This is a genomic window from Promicromonospora sp. Marseille-Q5078, from assembly GCF_050315395.1.
Classification (GTDB): Bacteria; Actinomycetota; Actinomycetes; order Actinomycetales; family Cellulomonadaceae; genus Isoptericola.
In genome coordinates, this window is the sequence record NZ_JBNPQG010000001.1 from 1,232,960 (window position 1) to 1,254,487 (window position 21,528).

Sequence of the window (21,528 nt, forward strand, 5' to 3'; positions counted from 1 at the left end):
CGGCTCAGGGCTCCTCGACCCAGTGCACGGCGGCCTCCTCGGCGCTGGCGCCCGCGCCGTCGATGCCGGCGTCCTCGCCGTAGACGTCGTTGTCCCGGCCGCCGCCCTCCTCGTTCGGGTCGGCGTCGCGGTCTTCCGCGAGGCGGCCCGCACGGGTGGTGTCCGGCCGGTCCAGGGGGTCCTGCTCCCACACGTCCGGCTGCTCCTCCGCCAACCGCCGGTCGAGGGGCTCGCCGGCGGACTCCTCCCAGGCGGTCTCGCCCCAGTGGTTGGACCGGGACCGCTCCAGCGGCGAGTAGCCCTCGTCGAGGACGTCGTCGAGGTCCGGGTCGAGGAGGGTGTCCTCCTGGGGAAGCTGGTCCTCGTCCCCCTCCGCGCCGGTGAGCGGGTCGGGGGAGGTGCCGGGTGTCTCCTGGGTCATGTCACTACGGTGCACCCGGAGCGGCGCGGCTGCAACGAGGTGGCCGGGGCCCGTCCCGGAGGCCCGTGGCAGGGGTGTGACGAAGAGTGACCACGGTCGCTTTGACCCTTCGCGTCGCTCGCCGGTAGACTGGCGAGTCGTTGTGCTTTGTCTCCGGCGTCCCGCGTCGTCAGCGCGCCCACTCGCACCGACGACGCCACGGCCAGGACGCCACCCTGGAGCACCCGCGCACAACACCTGACTCATCGGGCGCCGCTTCTCGCCCGACGACACCGAACACGAAAAGGTGACGCAACCGTGCGTACGTACACCCCCAAGCCCGGCGACGTCCAGCGCGACTGGATCGTCGTCGACGCGACCGACGTCGTCCTCGGCCGCCTGGCGAGCCAGGTCGCCACCCTCCTGCGCGGGAAGCACAAGCCGACCTTCGCCCCGCACGTCGACGGCGGTGACTTCGTCATCGTCATCAACGCGGACAAGGTCGCCCTGAGCGGCAACAAGCGGGAGACCAAGCTGGCCTACCGCCACTCCGGCTACCCGGGCGGTCTGCGCTCCGTGGCCTACGGCGAGCTCCTCGAGAAGAACCCCGAGCGGGCCGTGGAGAAGGCCGTTCGCGGCATGATCCCGAAGACCACCCTCGGTCGTGAGCAGCTGGGCAAGCTGAAGGTCTACCGTGGCGCGGAGCACCCGCACGCGGCACAGCAGCCCAAGCCGTTCGAGATCACCCAGGTTTCGCAGCAGGCCTGAGCCGCTGCCGGATGCAAAGCGAAGGATTCACAGTGGCCGAGACCACCGTCGACACCGAGCTGGACGAGAACACGCCCAGCACCTACACCTCTGAGTCCGCCGCGCCCGTCGCGGACGGCGGCCAGTCCATCACCGCTCCCGGGGCGGCCGTCGGCCGCCGCAAGGAGGCCGTGGCGCGCGTGCGCCTCGTCCCCGGCACCGGGCAGTGGAAGATCAACGGGCGCACCCTCGAGGACTACTTCCCGAACAAGGTGCACCAGCAGCTCGTGAACTCGCCCCTGAAGCTGGTCGAGGTCGAGGGTCGCTTCGACGTCATCGTCCGCATCACCGGTGGTGGCCCCTCGGGCCAGGCCGGTGCTGTGCGCCTGGGCATCGCCCGCGCGCTCAACGGGATCGACTCCGAGGCGAACCGCGCCGCGCTGAAGAAGGCCGGCTACCTCACGCGTGACCCGCGTGCGGTCGAGTCCAAGAAGGCCGGACTCAAGAAGGCGCGCAAGGCGCCGCAGTACTCGAAGCGCTGATCGAGCGCTCCTGTCGACAGGAGCGTCAGCGCCACGGACGGCCCCGTCGGAACTCTCCGGCGGGGCCGTCCGCACGTCCGGCTACGATCGGTGCGGCGCCCGAGGGGGCGTCCGTGGGGTGCCAGTGCGGAGCTTCCGCCGGGCCCGGAGGAGGAGACATCGTGCGACTGTTCGGCACGGACGGGGTCCGTGGCCTGGCCAACCGGGACGTCACGGCAGACCTGGCCCTGGGGCTCGGGAGCGCTGCGGCGCACGTGCTCGGCACCTCCGGCGACTTCGCCGGGCACCGCCCGCGGGCGGTCGTCGGGCGTGACCCGCGGGCGTCGGGCGAGTTCCTGTCCGCAGCGGTCGGCGCGGGCCTGGCCAGCTCCGGGGTGGACGTGGTCAACCTCGGCGTGCTGCCCACCCCGGCGCTCGCCCACCTCGTCGGGGCCATGGACATGGATCTCGGCGTCATGATCTCGGCGTCCCACAACGCGATGCCCGACAACGGCATCAAGTTCTTCGCGCGCGGCGGCTACAAGCTGGCCGACCACGTGGAGGACGAGATCGAGGCGCGGCTCGGGCAGGACTGGGAGCGCCCCGTCGGCGCGGACGTCGGGCGCATGCGCTCGGACACCGGCATCGCCGCGCAGCAGTACGTGGAGCACCTCGTGGCGAGCATCGGCACGTCCCCCGACGTGCGGCCCCTGGAGGGCCTGCGAATCGCGGTCGACGCGGCCAACGGCGCGGCGAGCCAGGTGGGGCCGGAGGCCCTGCGCGAGGCCGGCGCCGACGTCGTCGTCATCAACGCCAGCCCCGACGGCCGCAACATCAACGAGAAGGCCGGCTCCACCCACCCGGAGCAGCTGCAGGCCGTGGTCGTGGCCGCCGAGGCCGACTTCGGCGTGGCGTTCGACGGCGACGCGGACCGCTGCCTCGCGGTCGACCACGGCGGCGTCCTCGTGGACGGCGACCAGATCCTCGGCATCCTCGCCCGCGCGCTCCAGGACGAGGGCCGGCTCCCGTCGGACACGCTGGTCGTGACGGTGATGAGCAACCTGGGGCTGCTGCTCGCCATGCGGGAGGCGGGCATCGCGACCGTCCAGACGGGCGTCGGCGACCGGTACGTGCTCGAGGAGATGCGCGCGCACGGGTACGGGCTCGGGGGCGAGCAGTCCGGCCACATCATCCTGGCCGACCACGCCACCACCGGCGACGGCGTCCTCACGGCGCTGCACCTCGCCGCCCGCGTGAAGTCGACCGGGCGGCGCCTGGCCGACCTCGCCGGCGACGTGCCGCGCCTGCCGCAGACCCTCGTCAACGTCAAGGGCGTGGACAAGGCGCGCGCGGGCGACGACGAGGGCGTGCGCGTGGCCGTCGAGAGCGCGGAGGCGCGGCTCGGCGACACGGGCCGCGTGCTGCTGCGCCCGTCCGGCACCGAGCCGCTGGTGCGGGTCATGGTCGAGGCGGCCACCCAGGCGCAGGCCGACAGCGTGGCGGACACCCTCGCCGCGGTCGTGCGCGACCGGCTGGCGCTGTGACCGACGGCGTGGACGACGCCCTCCGCGCCGCCGTCGTCGACCTGCTGGACCGGACCGACGCCGCCGCGGACGGGCCGGGCACGGGCCTCCTGTCGATCGTGCAGGCTGGGATGCCGGTGCTGCGCGCCCCGGCCGCCCCCTACACGGGTCAGCTCGGCGACGCCCTGCCGCGCCTCCTCGACGCGATGCGGCGCACGATGCACGCGGCGCCGGGAGTCGGCCTGGCGGCGCCGCAGGTCGGCATCGGGCTGGCGATCGCGGTCGTCGAGGACGCCGGCGCCGGGCCCGACGACCCGCGCGAGCGGACGCCCCTGCCGTTCCGGGTCCTGATCGACCCGCGGTACGAGCCGCTGCCCGGGCCGGGCGGCGAGCCGGAGCGCGTGGAGTTCCACGAGGGCTGCCTGTCGGTGAGCGGCTGGCAGGCGGTGGTGGCGCGGCCCCGGCGGGTGCGGCTGACCGGGCGCGACGAGCACGGCGCGCCGATCGACGAGGTCCTCGCCGGCTGGCCGGCCCGCATCGTGCAGCACGAGACGGACCACCTGGCGGGGGAGCTGTACCTGGACCACGCGCGGCTGCGCACGCTCACCTCGAACGAGAACCTCCTGCGCTACGGCCAGGTCGCGGACCCGGGGTTCGTGGACCTCGGGTGAACATTCGGCACTCAGGGTGGAACCGGGGGAATTCCCCATGCAGCCGGTGCCCTGGTTCTGCCTAGGCTGGTGCCATGACGCCGCCCGGCGTCGAGCGACCGCCGGAGCCCCGCCTCCCGGCCGACGAACCGAGGGACCGACCTGGTGAACCTGTCGACGATGCTGGCACAGCTGGAGGGCTGGATCCTCGACCTGGGCGCGTCTCTGTGGATCTACCCCGCCATGTACGTCTTCGCGACGATCGACGGGTTCTTCCCCCCGATCCCCAGCGAGTCCGTGGTCATCACCCTCACCGTGCTCGCGCACTCGCAGGGAGAGCCGTGGTTGCCGGGGATCCTCGCCCTCGCGATCGCCGGGGCCTGGACGGGCGACCAGATCGCCTACCAGATCGGCCGCTCCGTCGGCACGGAGCGCTTCGCCTTCCTGCGCTCCGCGCGCGGCCGCAAGTCCGTCGCGTGGGCGCGGCACGCCCTCGACCACCGCGGGGCGTCGTTCATCCTCGCGGCCCGGTACGTGCCGATCGGCCGCGTCGCGGTCAACATGACCGCCGGCGCGGTGGGCTACCCGCGGCGCCGCTTCATGACCTACTCCGCGATCGGCGCGGTCACCTGGGGCATCTACTCGATGCTCATCGGGCTCGCGGCGGCGTCGTGGCTCGGTCACAACACGCTGCTCGCCATGGTGGTCGGGGTGGCGGCAGGCATCCTGCTCGGCGTCCTCGTGGACCAGGTGGTGCAGCGCATCGCCGGGCCGGCGAAGGCGGAGCCCGTGCCCGCCGACGAGGCGGACGAGGACGAGGCCGACACCGAGCCGACGAGCCGGGCGGCCTGAGCCGCCGGAGCACCGGTTCCCCGCGTCAGAGCTTGCGCAGGCGCACCCGCTGGACGGAGTGGTCCGACCCCTTCGTGAGCACGAGCGTCGCCCGGCCGCGCGTGGGCAGCACGTTGTGCTCCAGGTTGGGCGCGTTGATGGACTCCCAGATCGACAGCGCCCGTTCCGTCGCCTCGGCGTCGGACAGGTCGGCGTAGCGCCGGAAGTACGACTCGGGCCTGCTGAACGCCGTCCGGCGCAGCTGCAGGAAGCGCTCCACGTACCACTGGCGGACGTTGCGCGTGCGCGCGTCGACGTAGATCGAGAAGTCGAAGAAGTCGCTCACCGCCACCGTCGACTCGTCGATCGCGGACGGCCGCGCCGGCTGGAGCACGTTGAGGCCCTCGACGATGAGGACGTCGGGCTTGCGGACCACGACCTCGTCGCCCGGCACGATGTCGTACGTGACGTGCGAGTAGACGGGCGCCCGCACCTCGGCCTGCCCGGCCTTCACCCGGGACAGGAACCGGATCAGGGCGCGCCGGTCGTACGACTCCGGGAAGCCCTTGCGGTCCATGATCCCGCGGCGCTGCAGCTCCGCGTTCGGGTACAGGAAGCCGTCGGTGGTGATCAGCTCGACGTGCGGGGTGTCCGGCCAGCGGGCCATCATCTCGCGCAGGATGCGCGCCGTCGTCGACTTGCCGACCGCGACCGAGCCCGCGACCCCGATGACGTACGGGGTGCGCGGCGGGTCCTCGTGCAGGAACGTCGACGTGGCGCGGTGCAGGCCGGCGCTGGCGGCCACGTACAGGTTGAGCAGGCGGGACAGCGGGCGGAAGACGGCGTCCACCTCGGCGAGGTCGATCGGGTCGCCCAGGCCGCGCAGCCGCTCGACGTCGGCGTCCGTCAGGGGCAGGGGCGTCGACGCCGACAGGCGGCTCCACGCGGCCCGGTCGAGGTCGACGTACGGGGACGCCGGAGCGAGCCGGGTGAGGTGCTCGCCGAGAGGCAGCGGTGCGGGCGCGCCGGCGCCGGCCGACGCCGGGCTGACGGGGCCGGGCGGCGCTGCGCCGGGTACGGGTTCAGGGGACTGCGGTGCCACCTGCACGATTCTGCCCGAGTCCCCGGTTCGTCCCGCAACTCGGTGCCGGGGAGCGGACGCCTCGTCGGTACACTCGCGGCCATGTGCGGCATCGTCGGATACACCGGCCCGGGGCGTTCCGAGAACGCCGCGGGAGCGTCAGCGACCCCCAGCGGGCGCCCCCTCGACGTGGCCCTGGAGGGGCTGCGGCGCCTGGAGTACCGGGGGTACGACTCCGCCGGGGTGGCGCTGGTCTCCCCGGACCAGGAGCGGGTCCGCTCGGCCAAGAAGTCGGGCAAGCTGGGCAACCTCGTCGACGAGATCGCGGCACACCCCCTGCCCGCGGCCACCGCCGCCATCGGGCACACGCGGTGGGCGACGCACGGCGGCCCGACCGACGTCAACGCCCACCCGCACCTGGCGGACGACGGCCGGCTGGCCGTGATCCACAACGGCATCGTCGAGAACTTCGCCGTGCTGCGGGCCGAGCTGCTCGCGGCCGGCGCCACCTTCGACTCCGAGACCGACACCGAGGTCGCCGCCCAGCTGCTCGCCGCGGAGTACCGCGCCGCCGGCGACCTCACCGCCGCGATGGCGGCCACCGCGCGCCGCCTCGACGGCACCTTCACGCTCCTGGCCGTGCACGCCGACGCCCCGGACGTCGTCGTCGGCGCGCGGCACGACTCGCCGCTCGTCGTGGGCCTGGGGGAGGGCGAGAACTTCCTCGGCTCCGACGTCGCCGCGTTCGTGGCGCACACGAAGGAGGCGCTGGAGCTCGGCCAGGACCAGGTCGTGACCATCCGGCCGACGTCGGTCGCGGTCACCGACTTCGCCGGCGCACCGGCCGAGGGCAAGCGGTTCACGGTCGACTGGGACGCGGCCGCCGCCGAGAAGGGCGGCTTCCCGTCCTTCATGGACAAGGAGATCCACGACCAGCCGCAGGCCATCGCCGACACGCTGCTCGGCCGCTCCGACGCCCAGGGCCGGCTGGTGCTCGACGACCTGCGCATCGACGAGTCGGTGCTGCGGGCCGTCGACAAGATCATCGTGATCGCGTGCGGCACCGCCGCGTACGCGGGGCACGTCGCGAAGTACGCCATCGAGCACTGGTGCCGCATCCCCGTCGAGATCGAGCTGGCGCACGAGTTCCGCTACCGCGACCCGATCGTCGACGCGAAGACGCTGGTGGTCGCGATCTCGCAGTCCGGCGAGACCATGGACACCCTCATGGCCGTGCGGCACGCGCGGGAGCAGGGCGCCACCGTGCTGTCGATCGTCAACACGAACGGCTCGACCATCCCGCGCGAGTCCGACGCCGTCCTGTACACGCACGCCGGCCCGGAGATCGCCGTCGCGTCCACCAAGGCGTTCCTGTCGCAGATCACCGCCGCCTACCTGCTCGGCCTCTACCTGGCGCAGCTGCGCGGCAACAAGTTCCCCGACGAGATCGCCGTCCTGCTGGACGAGCTGCGCGACATGCCCCGCAAGGTGCAGACGGTGCTCGAGCGCAGCGAGTACGTGCGCGCCACGGCCCGCTCGATGTCGGCCGCGGACAAGGTCCTGTTCCTCGGCCGGCACGTGGGCTACCCGGTGGCGCTCGAGGGCGCGCTCAAGCTCAAGGAGCTCGCGTACATCCACGCGGAGGGCTTCGCGGCGGGCGAGCTCAAGCACGGCCCGATCGCGCTGATCGACGAGGGCCAGCCCGTGTTCGTCGTCGTGCCGTCCCCGCGCGGGCGGGCCCAGCTGCACTCGAAGATCGTGTCCAACATCCAGGAGATCCGGGCCCGCGGCGCCCGCACCCTGGTGATCGCGGAGGACGGCGACGACGAGGTGCGCCGGTACGCGGACGAGATCTTCTGGATCCCGCAGGCGCCGTCGCTGCTGCAGCCGCTCCTCGCGGTCGTGCCGCTGCAGGTCTTCGCCATGGCGCTCGCCGGGGCCAAGGGGCTCGACGTCGACCAGCCGCGCAACCTCGCGAAGTCCGTCACGGTCGAGTGAGGCGCCGGCCCCGGAGCCCCGCGGGACCCTAGGGTGGGGGCGTGGAGCTGAGGGCGCTGGGCGACGAGCTGGAGATCATCTCGCGCGTGTACGAGCGGCGCTTCGGCGTCCCGCGCACCGACGACTGGCTGGTGCTCAAGCTGCACGAGGAGGTCGGCGAGCTGACCCAGGCCTACCTCGCCCGCTCGGGCAGGTCGCGCGACCGGGGCGAGGGCGCCGGCGAGGTGGACGCCGCCTTCCGCGCCGAGCTCGCCGACGTGCTCGCGCAGCTGCTGCTCGTGGCGCGCCGGTTCGACGTCGACCTCGAGGCGGAGCTGGAGCGCAAGTGGTTCCGCTGGCGGCACCTGGTGGAGCCGGAGGACGAGGCCGGGGTGCGGTCGCCGGGCTGAGCGGACCGCCTACGCGCGTGCGTCCGCGTCGAGGGCGACCGACCCGACGTCGCGCACGAGGCCGGCGTCGCGGACCAGCACCCGGGTCCGCCGACGCACCTAGGCTGTGCCCATGATCATCGGCGTGGGCATCGACGTGGTGGACGTCGCCCGGTTCATGGCGACCGTCGAGCGGGTGCCGCGCCTGCGGGAGAAGCTTTTCACCGAGGCCGAGCGCGACCTGCCGGCGTCGTCCCTCGCGGCCCGGTTCGCCGCGAAGGAGGCCATCGCCAAGGCGCTCGGCGCCCCCGGCGACCTGCACTGGCACGACGCGACCGTGCACCGCGTCGTCGGCGGGCCGCCGGAGGTCGAGCTGCGCGGCACCGTGCAGGCGCGCGCCGACGAGCTCGGCGTGAAGGCCTGGCACCTGTCCATCTCCCACGACGCGGGCATCGCGTCCGCCATGGTGGTGGCCGAGGGCTGAACGGCTCTCAGGCTCCGGACCGCCACCAGTCGACCGCGACCGGGAGCGCAGTGAGCACGCTCACGTGGCCGTCACGCGGGCGCAGCCACAGCTCCGCGGCGGGCAGCCCCTCGACCAGCAGGTCGGCGTGGTGCCGGGGCACCACTCGGTCGGCACCGCCCTGCACGACCAGGGTCGGCGGTGTGACGTCGCCGAGCGCCACGCCCCACGGCCGCACGAACGCGAGGTCGTCGTCGACCTGCCCACCCGGCCAGTCCTGACCGGACCGGGAGGCGTCGGCGCCGAGCGACGCCCACGTCCCCGCGAGGGTCGCGTAGTCCTCGGCGGTGAAGCTCGACTCGTCGAACTCCGCGGTCTCGGCGTGCCGCTCCCGGGCGGCGGAGCCGTCGAGGGCCGAGCGCAGGCCGCCGTCGTCGGCCATGCCGGCGAACCAGAGGTCGTCGCGGTCGCGGCCGGGGTACGGCGCGACGCCCGCGAGGGTGACCGCGGCGGACACGACGTCGGGCCGGAGCGCGGCCAGTGCCAGGGCGTGCGGACCACCGCCCGAGGCGCCGACGGCGAGGCACCGGGCCACACCGAGGGCGTCGAGGGCGTGGGCCACGTCCGACGCGGCCTCCGCCACGGTGCGCCCGGGACGGCGGGTGGACCCGCCGTACCCGGCGCGGGCCGGGGAGACCACCCGCAGGCCGCGCGCCCGGACGGACTCGACGACCGGCGCCAGCAGTTCGCCCGACTGCGGCGAGCCGTGGTGCCAGATGACGGCGTCGGCGGACGGCGGGCCGGCGTCGTGCACGACCAGCCGCCGACCGTCGGGCAGGTCGATCTCGTGCCGCGAGCCCACCGCTCAGTCCTGCAGGGCGGGGATGACCTGCCGCTGGAAGAGCTCGATCTGGTCGCGGTCCGCGGCGGCGTTCGGGAAGTACGTGATGGCGTAGGTCATGCCGCGGGCCTGCAGGTCGGAGAGCGCCTCGACGACCTGCTCGGGCGTGCCGACGAGCGGGCTGTTGCGCCAGTTCGCGATCTCCTGCTCGCCCTTCTCACCGGGCGCGTGCTTGCGGAAGTGCGACTCGATCCACGCGAACCGGTCGTCCACCTCGGCCTGGTTCTCGCCGATGACCACGTTGTAGTCGGACGACCGCGTGATCGCGCCGAAGTCGCGGCCGAGGTCGCGGCAGTGCTGCTCGAGGACCTGCGACTTGTGCGTGAACGTCTCCGGGTCGCCCGCGAAGTTCGTGTACTGCGCGAAGCGCGCGGCGATGCGCAGCGTCTTCTTCTCGCCGCCGCCGGCGACCCACAGCGGGATGCTCGGCACCTCGGCGCCGCCGTCGCCCACGGCGAGCCGCTGCAGCGGCTGGGGGTAGCACAGGGCGCCGTCCACCTGGTACGTCTCGCCGTCGAACGTGCCGGACGAGCCGGTGCGCCACATCTGCGTGATGATCTGCAGGCCCTCGTCCAGCGCACGCAGCCGCTCGCCCGCGCGGGGGAAGCCGTAGCCGTACGCGCGCCACTCGTGCTCGTACCAGCCGGCACCGATGCCCAGCTGCGCGCGGCCGCCGGAGATCGCGTCGACCGTCGAGGCGACCTTCGCCAAGTAGGCCGGGTTGCGGTACGACATGCACGTGCACATCTGGCCCAGCTTCACGCGCTGGGACGCGGCCGCGAACGCCGCCATCAGCGTCCACGCCTCGTGCGTCGCCTCGGTGCTCGGCACCGGGACCGTGTGGAAGTGGTCGTACACCCAGACGCTGTCCCAGGCCCACGGGCCGCCCGGGATCGGCTCCCCGGCCGCGGCGTTGTCGGCGTAGTGCAGCAGGGACAGCATCGTCTCCCAGTGCTGCTCCGGCGGGACGTCGGTGAGCGAGTGGCGCCAGCCCTGCGGGATGAAGAGTCCGAATCGCATGGGCCCGAGCCTATGCCTCCACCTGGGGCGATGCTGCGGGACGCGGCGCGGCGCGGCAGGATGCCGACATGGTCTCCGCCTGGAACGCGTCCGCCGTCCGCGCCGCCGAGGAGCCGTTGCTCGCCGCGGGCGTGCCGCTGATGGAGCGGGCGTCGTTCGCGCTCGCGAACCACGTGGTGCGGGACGTCGCGGCGCGCCGGGGCGCGGTGCGCGGTGCCCGCGTCGTGCTGCTGGTGGGCGCGGGGAACAACGGCGGCGACGCCCTGTACGCGGGGGCTGTGCTGGCGCGGCGCGGGCTGTCCGTCACGGCGATGCTGGCCGCCGAGCGGTTCCACCCGGAGGGGCGCGCCGCGCTGGAGCGCGCCGGCGGGCGCGTCGTCGAGCTGTTCGCGGCGCCCGGGGAGCCGGCCGCGTCGGTCGACGCCGCCGCGCGCGCCGACGTCGTCCTGGACGGCCTCGTCGGCATCGGCGCCCGCGGTCCGCTGCGGGGCCTCGCCGCCGACCTCGTCACAGCCCTCGCGCCCACAACGCAGCGGGGGCCGTGGGTGGTGGCGGTCGACGTGCCGTCCGGCGTCGGGGTGGACGACGGCGCGGTGCCCGGGCCGGTGCCGGCGGCGGACCGCACGGTGACGTTCGGCGCCGCCAAGCCGGGGCTCCTGCTGCCACCGGCCGCCGCGCTGGCCGGGGAGGTGAGCGTCGTCGACATCGGCCTGGACCTCGACGGGCCGGCCGCCGTGCGGCGCCTGGAACCCGCCGACGTCGCCCGGTCGTGGCCCGTGCCCGGGCCCGCCGACCACAAGTACACGCGGGGCGTGGTCGGCGTCGTCGCCGGCACCGCGACGTACCCCGGCGCGGCGGTCCTCACGACCACCGCCGCGGCGCGCGCGGGCGCCGGGATGGTGCGCTACCGCGGCTCGGGCGAGGTCGGCGGGCGCGTGCTCGCCGCCCGGCCGGAGGTCGTCACGCCGCCTGGGCGGGTGCAGTCGTGGGTGGTCGGACCCGGGATCCCCGGCGGGCCGGAGGCGGCCCGTGCGGGGGAGGACACGGGCCTGGACGACGGGCAGCACGAGCGCGGCCGCGCAGGGCTCGCCGCCGCCGCGGGCCGCCTCGCGGGGACGGCCGGCGGGCCGGTGCCCGCCGTCGTCGACGCGGGCGGCCTCGGCCTGCTGGACGACGTCGTGCCCCCGTGGTTCGTGCTCACCCCGCACGCCGGCGAGCTGACCGCCCTGCTGCGCTCGCGCGGCGAGGACGTGCGCCGCCCGGACGTGGAGGCGGAGCCGCTGCGATGGGCGCGCCGCGCGCACGAGCTCACCGGCGCGACCGTGCTGCTCAAGGGCGGCGTGACGGTCGTCGTCGGGCCGGGCGTGGCCTACGCGCAGGCCGACGGGCCGGGGTGGCTGGCCACGGCCGGCGCCGGCGACGTGCTGGCCGGCGTGCTGGGCGCGATGCTCGCCGCCCGGTCGCGCGACGTCGTCGAGCACCCGGCGCTCGCGGCCGAGGTGGCCGCCGCCGCCGCCCTCGTGCACGGCCGCGCGGCGCACCGCGCCAACCCGGGCGGCCCTGTGGCCGCCCTCGACGTCGCCGAGGCGGTGCCCCGTGAGGTCGCCGCGCTGCTGCGCGACCGGTGAGACCCCGACGAGAGGACGCCCCATGACCACCGCCCGCGGCGCCGACGGCTCGGCGGGCGACGCCGACTACGCCACGATCGGCGACGGATACGCCCGGTACCGGCGGCCGGAGCCCGCGTTCGAGGCGGCGGTCGCCGCGGCGCTCGGCGACGCGCGCACCGTGCTGAACGTCGGCGCGGGAGCCGGGTCGTACGAGCCGCGGGACCGCGACGTCACCGCCGTCGAGCCGTCGGCCACGATGCGCGCGCAGCGGCCCACGACCCTCCCGCCCGCGGTGGACGCGACCGCCGAGGCGCTGCCGTTCCCCGACGGCGCGTTCGACGCCGCCATGACGACGTTCTCCGTGCACCAGTGGTCCGACCTCGAGGGCGGGCTGCGCGAGCTGCGGCGGGTCGCGGCGGGGCCGGTGGTCGTCATGACGTGCGACCCCGCGCTCCTGGACCGGTTCTGGCTGCAGGACTACGCGCCCGAGGTGATCGCGACGGAGGCGGGTCGTTACCCGGGCATCGACCGGGTCGCCGCGGGGCTCGGGGGCGACGTCGAGGTGGTGTCGCTGCCGATCCCGCTCGGGTGCGTCGACCGGTTCGGCGAGGCGTACTACGGCCGCCCCGAGGGGCTGCTCGACCCCGGGGCGCGCCGCGCGAACTCGGCGTGGAGCTTCGTCGCCCCCGAGGTGCAGGACCGGTTCGTGGACCGGCTCGGCGCGGACCTCGCCTCCGGGGAGTGGGACCGCCGGCACGGGCACCTGCGCACGCAGGAGGCGTTCGACGGCTCGCTGGTGCTGGTCGTGGGCAGGCCGCCCGAAAACGGCTGACCGCCGACGGTCCGCGCCGGTACGGTCGGCCCGTGACGACGACCCCGCCCGTGCGGATCCTGCGCTCCGACGACCCGGAGGCCACGCGCCTGCTCGACGCCGGGGCGATTGTCCAGGGCGAGTCGTGGGGCGCGCGGCTGACGGTCACGCCGGCCGTGCTCGCGACCTGCCGTGCCGCCGTCGACGCCGCGCGGACGGCGGGCTGGGAGGTCCGCCCGCTCGCCCCGCAGGAGGCGGCAACGCTCGTCGAGCTCGACGCCGGCGCAGCGGCCGACTACCCGCGCACCGCGGCGACGTCGCACGACGTGCCCGACGCCGCACGTCTCGAGGCCGCCCTGGGGGCCGGCGAGCGCTGGGCGTTCGGGGCGTTCGCCGTCGACGGTCGGCTGGACGCCGCGACCGTGCTGTACCCGGAGGCGGACCGGGTCGACATCGACCTCACCGTCACTCGCGCCCCGGCGCGCCGCCGCGGCCTGGCGACCGCGGTCAAGGGGGCGGCGGTGCTCGCCCTTGCCGAGGCCGGGCACATGCGCTTCGGCACCGGCGGCGCCGGTGACAACGTCGGGTCGCGGCGCGCGAACGAGGCGCTGGGGTACGTGGTCACGGAGCGCTGGCTGCACCTCGTCGCGCCGTGACGTGAACTACCTCGGCGGGACTCGAACTACCTCGGCGGGGACCTGGACTACCTCGGCAGCGCCTTCTCGAGGACCTCGACGAGCTCGGGGGCGTCGGGCACGGTCTGCGGGGAGAACCGGTGCACCTCGCCATCGGGGAGCACGAGGAACTTCTCGAAGTTCCACCGCACGCGGCCGTCGTGGCCGCTGTCGTCGGCCGTCTTCTTCAGCTCCGCGTACAGCGGGTGGGTGTGCCGCCCGTTGACCCGGATCTTGGACACCACGGGGAACGTCACCCCGTAGGTGGTGGAGCAGAACTCGGCGATCTTCTCGTCGCTGGACAGCTCCTGCAGGAACTGGTTGGAGGGGAAGCCGATCACCGTGAACCCGCGGTCGGCGTAGTCCTTCTGCAGCTGCTCCAGCGCCTCGTACTGCGGGGTGAGTCCGCACCGCGAGGCGACGTTGACCACCAGCACGACGTCGTCGCGGTGCTCCGCGAGCGTCGTCGTCGTGCCGTCCATGCGCTCGAACGGGATGTCGTAGAGGCTCATGCGCCCATCATGCCGCGCGCGACAATGGGCTCGTGTCCGAAGGCCCGCGCAAGCACCGCCCGCCCCTGCCGGTGCGCGGCGGGCTCAACCCCACCCGGCTGGTGCTGCCGCACGACGCGGCGAGCACGGCCCGGTACGCGACGGCCGTCCGGTACCTGCTGGAGCGTTTCCCGCACGACGCCGACCGCCTGCGCGAGAAGCTCGCCGCGGGCGAGGTGGTGACGGGCGCGGGCGTCGTCGTGGACGAGGCCACCCCGTACGAGCCGCGCGGCTTCCTCTACCTGTACCGCGACCCGCCAGCCGACGAGCCGGAGGTGCCCGCGCTCGACGAGCTGGAGGTGCTGCACCGCGACGACGACCTCCTCGTGGTCGACAAGCCGCACCTCGTCGCCACGATGCCGCGCGGGCGGTGGGTGACCCGCACCGTGCTCGTGCACCTGCGCGCCACCCTCGACCTGCCCGAGCTGGTGCCCGCGCACCGGCTGGACCGGCCCACCGCGGGCGTGCTCGTCCTCACCGTCCGGCCGGAGGTGCGCGGCGCCTACCAGACGGCGTTCCAGGACCGCGCGGTGCGGAAGGTCTACGAGGCGGTGGCGCCGCTGCCCGCCGCGGGGTCGGAGCTGGAGCCGCAGCCGGCCGGGTGCGGCACGACGACCGTCCGCTCGCGCATCGTCAAGCACCGGGGCGTGGTGCGCGCGCAGGAGGAGCCGGGGGAGCCGAACGCCGAGTCGCGCGTCACGCTCGTCGCGCGCGACGACGCCCGAGGCCTCGGGCTCTACCGGCTCGAGCCGCGCACCGGCAAGACGCACCAGCTGCGCCTGCACATGGCGTCCCTCGGCCTGCCCCTGCTGCACGACACGTTCTGGCCCGAGCTGCGCGAGGACGCGCCCGACGACCCGGACCGACCGCTGCAGCTGCTCGCCCGCTCGCTCGCGTTCGTCGACCCGCTCAGCGGGGAGCACCGCGAGTTCCGCTCCCGGCGCCGCCTCGCCGCATGGCCCGGCGGCGACGGCGGGGAGGCGGGCGCGCGGTGAGAGAATCGGTGACCGTGAGCACCGACCCGAGCGCCGCGGTCCCCCCGTTCCCCGGCGAGCTCCTCGCGCGCGCCGTCGTCGACCTGTCCGCCGTGCGCGACAACGTGCGCGCCCTCGCCGGGCACGCGCCGGGCGCGGCCGTCATGGCGGTGGTCAAGGCCGACGGCTACGGGCACGGCATGCTGCCGGTGGCGCGGGCGGCGCTCGCGGGCGGCGCGACGTGGCTCGGCACGGCGGTGCCCGCCGAGGCGCTCGCGCTGCGCGCCGGCGGCGTCACCCCCGGCGACGCGCGGGTGCTCACCTGGCTCGCCACGCCCGGCGCGCCGTTCGACCGGCTGGTCGCCGCGGGCGTGGACGTCGGCGTCGCCGCCCCCTGGGCGCTCGACGAGGTGGCCGCGGGGGCGCGGGCCGCCGGCGAGACCGCCCGGGTGCACCTCAAGGTGGACACGGGCCTCGGGCGCAGCGGCATCGTGCCCGCCGACCTGCCGGACGTCGTGCGCCGCGCGGCCGCGCTCGAGGCCGAGGGCGTGCTGCGGGTGGTCGGCGTGATGTCGCACCTGGCGTGCGCGGACGAGCCCGGGCACCCGTCGATCGCGCGGCAGGCGGAGGCGTTCGACGCCGCGGTCCGCACCGCGGAGGACGCGGGCCTGCGGATCGAGGTGCGGCACCTCGCGAACTCGGCGGCCGTGCTCACGGACCCGCGCCTGCACTACGACCTGGTGCGCCCCGGCATCGCCGTCTACGGGCACTCGCCGGTGCCCCAGCTCGGCGCCCCCGGCGACTACGGGCTGCGGGGCGCGATGACGCTCCAGGCGCGCCTCGCCACGGTCAAGGACGTGCCGGCCGGCCACGGCGTCTCCTACGGGCACCACTACACGACGACGCAGGACACGCGGCTCGGCGTGGTGCCGCTGGGCTACGCCGACGGCATCCAGCGGCACGCGTCGGGCGGCGAGCTCGGCGTGGGCGGCCCGGTGGGCGTCGGCTCGGGCCGCGTCCTGCGCGTCGCCGGCCGGGTGTGCATGGACCAGTTCGTGCTCGACCTCGGCCCGGGCGCGACCGAGCGGGCGGGGGACGTCGTGACGCTGTTCGGCGCGTCCGACGGCGTGGAGCGCGGAGCCGTCGTGCCGAACGCGGAGGACTGGGCGCGCGCGGCCGGCACCATCAGCTACGAGATCGTCACGGGCATCGGGGCGCGCGCGCCGCGCGTCTACGCGGGCCTCGACGCGGGCCTCGATGCAGGCCTCGATGCAGGCCTCGATGCAGGCCTCGATGCAGGCCTCGATGCAGGCCTCGATGCAGGGCCCGACACGCAGATCGACACACGGAAGGAAGTGCAGCGGTGAGCGACGTCGTCGTGCGGACGGAGACGGACCTGCCGGACGCGGAGGCCACCCGAGCGCTGGGGGCGGCCCTCGCCGGGGTGCTCCGCGCGGGCGACCTGGTGATCCTCACGGGGGACCTGGGCGCGGGGAAGACGACGCTGACGCAGGGCCTCGGCGCGGCACTGGGGGTGCGCGGCCAGGTGGCGTCGCCCACGTTCATCGTCGCGCGCGAGCACCCGCCCCTGCCGCGGGAGCACGGGGCCCGCGGGCCCGCCCTGGTGCACGTGGACGCCTACCGCCTCGGCAACCTGGGCGAGCTCGACGCCCTCGACCTGGACTCGTCGCTCGACGAGTCGGTGACCGTCGTCGAGTGGGGGCGCGGGCTCGCCGAGGCGCTCACCGACGACCGTCTGGAGATCGACCTCGAGCGACCGCGCGGCCAGGCCGCCGACGCCACCGGTGTCGAGGGCGACGAGGACGCGGACCCCGGCGCGGGCACCCGGCACGCCACGCTGCGCGGCGTCGGCGCCCGCTGGGCCGGCGTCGACCTGGCCGCCCTCACCTCGACGTGACCCGGGCGCGGAATCGTGCGTGCTGACGTGATCCTCATACGGCCCACATGAGGATCGAGTCAGCACGCACGATGCGGCCCCCGGCGGCGGCGCGGGAAACGTAGGCTGGGGCCGTGGCAGTTCTCGCATTGGACACCTCCGCAGCCGTCGCCGTCGCCCTGGTCGACGAGACCGGCGCCCGGCTCGCCTCCCGCTCGGCCGACGAGCGTCGCCGGCACGCCGAGTCGCTCGCCCCCCTCGTGGCCGCGGTGCTCGACGACGCCGGCCTCGACCGCTCGGACCTCACCGCCGTGGTGGCGGGCACCGGCCCCGCGCCGTTCACCGGCCTGCGCGTCGGGCTCGTCACGGCGCGCACGCTCGCCCTGAGCCTCGGGATCGACGTGCTCGGCGTGCCGAGCATCGACGCGGTCGCCGTGCAGGCGGTCGCCGACCTCGGGCTGACGCCGGGCGACGAGGTGCTCGTCGCGACCGACGCGCGCCGCAAGGAGGTCTACTGGGCGCACTACCGCGTCGTCGCGCACGAGGGCCCGCACGCGGTGCCCGTCGTCGAGACGCTGGCCGGCCCGGGCGTGGACCGGGCCGCCGACCTCGCGGCCCGGCTCGCGGACCCGCCCGCCGACGCCCGGCTGGTCGTCGTGGGGGAGGGCGCCGCGCTCTACCCCGAGCACCTGCCCGCCGACGAGGACGCGCCGCTCGTGCCCGACGCCGCCGTCCTGGCCCGCCTCGCCCTCGCCCGGCGCGCGGCGGGCGACGAGCTGCCCACCGAGCCGCTGTACCTGCGCCGCCCCGACGTGCAGGAGCCCGCGCCCGCGCGGCTCGTGCCGGCCACCGGGAACCCGGCATGACCACCGACCGGCCCGCCGAGGAGCGGCCCGCGACGGGGGCGTCGGGACTGCCGCGCACCGTGCAGCAGGTGTACGCGCCGGCGTGCCGCCTGCGGCCGCTGAGCAGCGCGGACTTCGACCGGGTCCTGGAGCTCGAGCGCGTGCTCTTCGGCGCCGGGGCGTGGACGTACGGCATGCTCACCGACGAGCTCGCCGCGCTCGGCCGGTGGTACGTGGTCGCCGAGCCCACCGGGCCGGACGCCGTGGCGGTGTACGGCGCGGGCGCCAAGCCCGTCGTCGGGTACGCGGGCCTGTGGTTCGACGGCGACGTCGCGCAGGTCATGACGATCGGCGTGGACCCGCACTACCAGCGGCACGGCGTGGGCCGGGCGCTGCTGGAGGCGCTGGTCGACCGGTCGCGCCGGCTGCGGGCGAGCGCCCTGCTGCTCGAGGTGCGGGTGGACAACGAGCCCGCGCTCGCCCTGTACGAGCGGTTCGGGTTCGAGCGGATCGGGCTGCGCAGGCGCTACTACCAGCCGGAGGACAAGGACGCGTTCACGATGCGGCTCGACCTCGCGGCAGCCCCGGTGGGGGACGTCGCGTGAGCGGCGACGTCGCGCCGCGTTCGCGGGTGCTGGTGTCCGTCGCCGAGCTCGCGGCGGACCTGCGGCTGAGCGCCGGGCCGGACCCGGCGGAGGGCGCGCCCCTGCTGCTCGACGTGCGGTGGGCGCTCGGGATGACCGACGGCCGTGAGCGCTACCTCACCGGCCACCTGCCCGACGCCGTGTACGTGGACCTGGAGAGCGAGCTGGCGGCGGAGCCGTCGCCGGCCGAGGGGCGCCACCCGCTGCCGTCGGCGTCGTCGTTCCAGCGCAGCGCGCGCGCCTGGGGCGTGCGCCAGGGGTCGCGCGTCGTCGTCTACGACACGGTGGGCGGCACGTCCGCGGCGCGGGCCTGGTGGCTGCTGCGCTACTTCGGGGTGCGCGACGTGCGCATCCTCGACGGCGGCCTGCCCGCCTGGGTGCGTGCGGGCTACGCGGTCGAGGTGGGCGACGTCGTGCACCGGCCGGGCGACCTCGTCGTCCGCCCGGGGCACCTGCCGGTGGTCGACGCGGACGACGCGGCCGAGCTGGCGGAGACGGGCACGCTGCTGGACGCGCGCGCCGCGGAGCGCTACCTGGGCGAGTCGGAGCCCGTGGACCCGCGGGCCGGGCACGTGCCCGGCGCCGTCAGCGCGCCGACCGCGGAGAACCTCCGCGACGACGGCACGTTCCTCGACGACGAGGAGCTCGCCGGGCGGTTCGCGGACCTGGGGCTGAGCGCGTCGGGGCCGGACGAGGCGGACGCCGACACGCTGACCGTGGGCGTGTACTGCGGGTCCGGCGTGACGGCCTCGCACGAGGTCGCGGCGCTCGCCTGCGTGGGCATCCCGGCCGCGCTGTACCCGGGCTCGTGGTCGCAGTGGTCGAACGACCCGACCCGATCGGTCGCTACCGGCGCGAAGCCTTAGCAGGCTCCGCGGGTGGTCGCGGTCACGTCGTCTCGAAGCCCCACTCCCGGTCGGTGACCATGCGCGCGACGGCGAGGCCGACGGCCAGCGCGACGACGCCGAGAGCGGCCGAGACCCCGTAGGGCAGCGCCTGGGCGACGTCCCCGTCGCTGAGGTACGAGATCGCCTGGTAGGCCGGGACTCCCGGCACCATGATCGTCACCGCGGGCACGTACACCGTGATGCGCGGGATGTTGATCCGAGGCGCCGCGAACGCGGCCAGCAACCCGATGGCGAAGGCGGCGACGGCGGCGGCGATCTGGGGCGGCCAGCCCAAGTTGCCGGCGGCGAAGATGCGCCCCACGTTGGGGACCGCGGCGATGCCGGCCGCCACCAGGGCCATGCGCCACGGGGAGTTGAACATCAGCGCGAACCCGAGGACGCCGAGGAAGGACGCGACGAGCTGGGCCAGGGCGAGCGGTCCCGACTCCGCGGCGGGGGCAGGGGAGCCGCCCGGGCCGAGGCCCGCCACGACCGACACCGTCCAGACCGCGAACGCCGCGGACACGAAGATCATCAGGCCCCAGGTGAGCCGGGCGAGGCCGGCCGAGAAATCCAGGCGTGCCAGGTCCAGGGCCGCGGTCACCAGGGGGAACCCGGGGACCAGGAACAGCGCCGCCGCGACGTACCCGGCCTGGTGCGTCGTCGCGGTCAGCCCGAGGACGTCCAGGACCCCCACGATCCCGAGGTAGGACACGCTCGCGAGGGCCCCGGCGAGCATCGTCACCCCGAACTGGTTGACACCCCGGTGCAGCATCCCGCGTCGCAGGCCCTGGCCCAGCGCGGCTCCGACGAAGGCACCGAGCATCTCGACGGGGCCGCCGTGGTTGAGGAACGCGAACGCCGCACACGCGAGCGCCGCCCACAGGGCGTTCAGGGCGGGCGGGTAGAGCGCGCCGCGCGCGGCGATGCCGTCGACCTCGGCGTCGACCTGCTCGACCGTGACCGGGGCCTGCGCCTCGAGCCGCTGCGTGAGGAGCTCGAGCCGTGCGAGACGGTCGGTGTTCACGCCGACGGTGCGCACCTCGGTCACCTCGGTGCGGAAGGAGGCGCCCCGGTGGGACGTGGTGGTGATCTCGGTCAACGTGACGTGCGCGTGGTGACGCTCGATGCCCAGCGCGTGCGCCACGCGCGCCATCGACGCCTTGACGCGGTACGACCCGGTGCCTGCGGACAGGCTGAGCCGCCCGACCCTGAGCGTGGCTCCGGAGCGGCGGATGAGCTCCAGCTCGTCGTCGTCCGGGCGTGCGGGCACCCGCCCATGATGACCCGGCGGCCCACGGTCGGCACGCGCACGCGCAGACGACGAACGGGCGCCCGGTCCGCCTCCCGGTCGGAAGGGGCCGGACGCCCGCCGATGCCGGCTCGGGTCGACGACCCTGCCGGAAGGTCGGTCAGAGGACCTGGGCGACCTCGTCGAAGGACAGACGCGGGCCGCGCGGGTAGGGCGAGCCCTCACCCTCGGCGTGGCCGACGTTGATGACGAGGAACGACTTCCAGCCGGACTCGCCGAAGAACTCGGCGTCGACGCCGGCGAAGTCCATGCCGTTCATCGGGCCGGCGGCGAGGCCGGCGGCGCGCAGGCCGACGATGAGGTAGCCGGCCTGGATGAGCGCGTTGTTGCGGGCCATCTGCTCGCGGACGTCCGCGGCCGGGTCCAGCTGGTCCTTGATGCCGGGGTAGGCGGGGAACAGCGTGTCCAGGTGCTGGTGGAACGCGGGGTCGGCGGCGAGCACCAGGGAGACCGGGGCGGCCTCGACCTTGGGCTTGTTGCCGTCACCCATGTGGGTCACGAGGCGCTGCTTCGCCTCGGGGGAGCGCACGACGAGGACGCGCAGCGGCAGCGTGTTCATCGCGGTCGGCCCGAACTTGGCGAGGTCCCAGGCGGACGTGAGCTGCTCGTCGGTGACGGGCTCGTCGGTCCACAGGGAGGTGGTGCGGGCGGCGCGGAACAGGAGGTCCGCCACGTCGTCGCCGACGGCGAGGGGCGTGGTCGGGTGCGTCAGGGTCTCGGTCATGGTTGCCTCAACCGATTGATGCAGACGCATGATTCCGTGTGGAGCCGTGATGTGCCCCACAGTGCCGCCACCAGGGACGACGCCCCCTTACTGCGG

Annotated in this window: 24 protein-coding genes; 17 read left to right on the forward strand and 7 right to left on the reverse strand. The window is 75.1% G+C overall.

All coding sequences use genetic code 11. The features are described 5' to 3' along the window. Positions 1 to 4: 4 nt before the first annotated feature. A complete protein-coding gene (locus ACQFYA_RS05680; RefSeq protein ID WP_499122115.1) occupies positions 5 to 421 on the reverse strand; it encodes a DUF5709 domain-containing protein in 417 nt (138 codons plus the stop codon). 297 nt (positions 422 to 718) lie between these two features. Here ACQFYA_RS05680 and rplM point away from each other — a divergent pair, with 297 nt between their 5' ends. From rplM to ACQFYA_RS05705, 5 genes are all read left to right on the forward strand, one after another. Continuing rightward, positions 719 to 1,168: a 50S ribosomal protein L13 gene (gene rplM / locus ACQFYA_RS05685; RefSeq protein ID WP_499122116.1), complete on the forward strand. Its 450-nt coding sequence runs from the start codon at positions 719 to 721 to the stop codon at positions 1,166 to 1,168. 32 nt (positions 1,169 to 1,200) lie between these two features. After that, entirely contained in the window at positions 1,201 to 1,689 is a 489-nt protein-coding gene (gene rpsI / locus ACQFYA_RS05690) for a 30S ribosomal protein S9 (protein ID WP_499122118.1), read from the forward strand. Positions 1,690 to 1,847: 158 nt separating this feature from the next. Continuing rightward, complete coding sequence (gene glmM / locus ACQFYA_RS05695; RefSeq protein WP_499127447.1) at positions 1,848 to 3,212, forward strand: phosphoglucosamine mutase; 1,365 nt, start codon at positions 1,848 to 1,850, stop codon at positions 3,210 to 3,212. Further along, positions 3,209 to 3,862, forward strand: a complete 654-nt coding sequence (locus ACQFYA_RS05700; protein WP_499122120.1) for a peptide deformylase — start codon at positions 3,209 to 3,211, stop codon at positions 3,860 to 3,862. The genes glmM and ACQFYA_RS05700 overlap by 4 nt, the downstream gene beginning before the upstream one ends. 144 nt (positions 3,863 to 4,006) lie before the next feature. Continuing rightward, complete coding sequence (locus tag ACQFYA_RS05705) at positions 4,007 to 4,693, forward strand: DedA family protein (RefSeq protein WP_499122121.1); 687 nt, start codon at positions 4,007 to 4,009, stop codon at positions 4,691 to 4,693. A 25-nt stretch (positions 4,694 to 4,718) separates the two neighbouring features. Here the strand turns inward: ACQFYA_RS05705 and coaA are convergent, their stop codons facing one another. Then, on the reverse strand, positions 4,719 to 5,684 hold the full coding sequence (coaA, locus tag ACQFYA_RS05710; RefSeq protein ID WP_499127449.1) for a type I pantothenate kinase: 966 nt from the start codon (positions 5,682 to 5,684) through the stop codon (positions 4,719 to 4,721). A 171-nt stretch (positions 5,685 to 5,855) separates the two neighbouring features. Between coaA and glmS the strand changes: the two genes are divergently transcribed. The 3 genes from glmS (at position 5,856) to ACQFYA_RS05725 (ending at position 8,603) form a co-directional block, all read left to right on the forward strand. Further along, on the forward strand, positions 5,856 to 7,751 hold the full coding sequence (gene glmS / locus ACQFYA_RS05715; protein ID WP_499122123.1) for a glutamine--fructose-6-phosphate transaminase (isomerizing): 1,896 nt from the start codon (positions 5,856 to 5,858) through the stop codon (positions 7,749 to 7,751). 41 nt (positions 7,752 to 7,792) lie between these two features. Beyond that, the gene (locus ACQFYA_RS05720; RefSeq protein ID WP_499122125.1) at positions 7,793 to 8,140 is read left to right on the forward strand and encodes a pyrophosphatase; all 348 of its coding nucleotides are present in this window, start codon (positions 7,793 to 7,795) and stop codon (positions 8,138 to 8,140) included. 112 nt (positions 8,141 to 8,252) lie between these two features. After that, positions 8,253 to 8,603: a holo-ACP synthase gene (locus ACQFYA_RS05725; protein WP_499122127.1), complete on the forward strand. Its 351-nt coding sequence runs from the start codon at positions 8,253 to 8,255 to the stop codon at positions 8,601 to 8,603. A gap of 7 nt (positions 8,604 to 8,610) precedes the next feature. On the opposite strand, the gene ACQFYA_RS05730 is transcribed toward ACQFYA_RS05725, so the two are convergent. Together ACQFYA_RS05730 and ACQFYA_RS05735 are read right to left on the reverse strand one after the other, a co-directional pair. Then, positions 8,611 to 9,444, reverse strand: coding sequence for an alpha/beta fold hydrolase (locus tag ACQFYA_RS05730; protein ID WP_499122128.1), 834 nt, complete (start codon positions 9,442 to 9,444; stop codon positions 8,611 to 8,613). 3 nt (positions 9,445 to 9,447) lie between these two features. Beyond that, positions 9,448 to 10,503 (reverse strand): LLM class F420-dependent oxidoreductase, encoded by a 1,056-nt coding sequence (locus tag ACQFYA_RS05735; protein WP_499122130.1) that lies wholly within the window; start codon positions 10,501 to 10,503, stop codon positions 9,448 to 9,450. Positions 10,504 to 10,571: 68 nt separating this feature from the next. Between ACQFYA_RS05735 and ACQFYA_RS05740 the strand changes: the two genes are divergently transcribed. Genes ACQFYA_RS05740 through ACQFYA_RS05750 form a run of 3 tightly spaced genes read left to right on the forward strand, consistent with a single transcriptional unit; the run spans position 10,572 to position 13,580 of the window. Then, a complete protein-coding gene (locus ACQFYA_RS05740; RefSeq protein ID WP_499122132.1) occupies positions 10,572 to 12,131 on the forward strand; it encodes an NAD(P)H-hydrate epimerase in 1,560 nt (519 codons plus the stop codon). A 22-nt stretch (positions 12,132 to 12,153) separates the two neighbouring features. After that, entirely contained in the window at positions 12,154 to 12,945 is a 792-nt protein-coding gene (locus tag ACQFYA_RS05745) for a class I SAM-dependent methyltransferase (protein WP_499122134.1), read from the forward strand. Between the two features lie 32 nt (positions 12,946 to 12,977). Then, positions 12,978 to 13,580 (forward strand): GNAT family N-acetyltransferase, encoded by a 603-nt coding sequence (locus ACQFYA_RS05750; RefSeq protein WP_499122135.1) that lies wholly within the window; start codon positions 12,978 to 12,980, stop codon positions 13,578 to 13,580. A gap of 47 nt (positions 13,581 to 13,627) precedes the next feature. Here the strand turns inward: ACQFYA_RS05750 and ACQFYA_RS05755 are convergent, their stop codons facing one another. After that, positions 13,628 to 14,110, reverse strand: coding sequence for a glutathione peroxidase (locus ACQFYA_RS05755; RefSeq protein WP_499122137.1), 483 nt, complete (start codon positions 14,108 to 14,110; stop codon positions 13,628 to 13,630). Between the two features lie 32 nt (positions 14,111 to 14,142). Between ACQFYA_RS05755 and ACQFYA_RS05760 the strand changes: the two genes are divergently transcribed. The 6 genes from ACQFYA_RS05760 (at position 14,143) to ACQFYA_RS05785 (ending at position 19,375) form a co-directional block, all read left to right on the forward strand. Then, positions 14,143 to 15,144, forward strand: coding sequence for a pseudouridine synthase (locus ACQFYA_RS05760; protein ID WP_499122138.1), 1,002 nt, complete (start codon positions 14,143 to 14,145; stop codon positions 15,142 to 15,144). Between the two features lie 14 nt (positions 15,145 to 15,158). Next, positions 15,159 to 16,490 carry an alanine racemase gene (gene alr / locus ACQFYA_RS05765; protein ID WP_499122139.1) on the forward strand — a complete coding sequence of 444 codons (1,332 nt, stop codon included), beginning with the start codon at positions 15,159 to 15,161 and terminating at the stop codon, positions 16,488 to 16,490. Continuing rightward, positions 16,487 to 17,041, forward strand: coding sequence for a tRNA (adenosine(37)-N6)-threonylcarbamoyltransferase complex ATPase subunit type 1 TsaE (tsaE, locus tag ACQFYA_RS05770; RefSeq protein ID WP_499122140.1), 555 nt, complete (start codon positions 16,487 to 16,489; stop codon positions 17,039 to 17,041). Before alr ends, tsaE begins: the two co-directional genes overlap by 4 nt. Positions 17,042 to 17,154: 113 nt before the next feature. Then, complete coding sequence (gene tsaB, locus ACQFYA_RS05775; protein WP_499122141.1) at positions 17,155 to 17,886, forward strand: tRNA (adenosine(37)-N6)-threonylcarbamoyltransferase complex dimerization subunit type 1 TsaB; 732 nt, start codon at positions 17,155 to 17,157, stop codon at positions 17,884 to 17,886. Continuing rightward, positions 17,883 to 18,470, forward strand: coding sequence for a ribosomal protein S18-alanine N-acetyltransferase (gene rimI / locus ACQFYA_RS05780; RefSeq protein WP_499122142.1), 588 nt, complete (start codon positions 17,883 to 17,885; stop codon positions 18,468 to 18,470). Before tsaB ends, rimI begins: the two co-directional genes overlap by 4 nt. Further along, entirely contained in the window at positions 18,467 to 19,375 is a 909-nt protein-coding gene (locus tag ACQFYA_RS05785; RefSeq protein WP_499122143.1) for a sulfurtransferase, read from the forward strand. The genes rimI and ACQFYA_RS05785 overlap by 4 nt, the downstream gene beginning before the upstream one ends. Positions 19,376 to 19,397: 22 nt before the next feature. Here the strand turns inward: ACQFYA_RS05785 and ACQFYA_RS05790 are convergent, their stop codons facing one another. Beyond that, on the reverse strand, positions 19,398 to 20,669 hold the full coding sequence (locus ACQFYA_RS05790) for a threonine/serine exporter family protein (RefSeq protein ID WP_499122145.1): 1,272 nt from the start codon (positions 20,667 to 20,669) through the stop codon (positions 19,398 to 19,400). A gap of 139 nt (positions 20,670 to 20,808) precedes the next feature. Beyond that, positions 20,809 to 21,432, reverse strand: a complete 624-nt coding sequence (locus tag ACQFYA_RS05795) for a malonic semialdehyde reductase (RefSeq protein WP_499122146.1) — start codon at positions 21,430 to 21,432, stop codon at positions 20,809 to 20,811. Between the last annotated feature and the right edge of the window lie 96 nt (positions 21,433 to 21,528).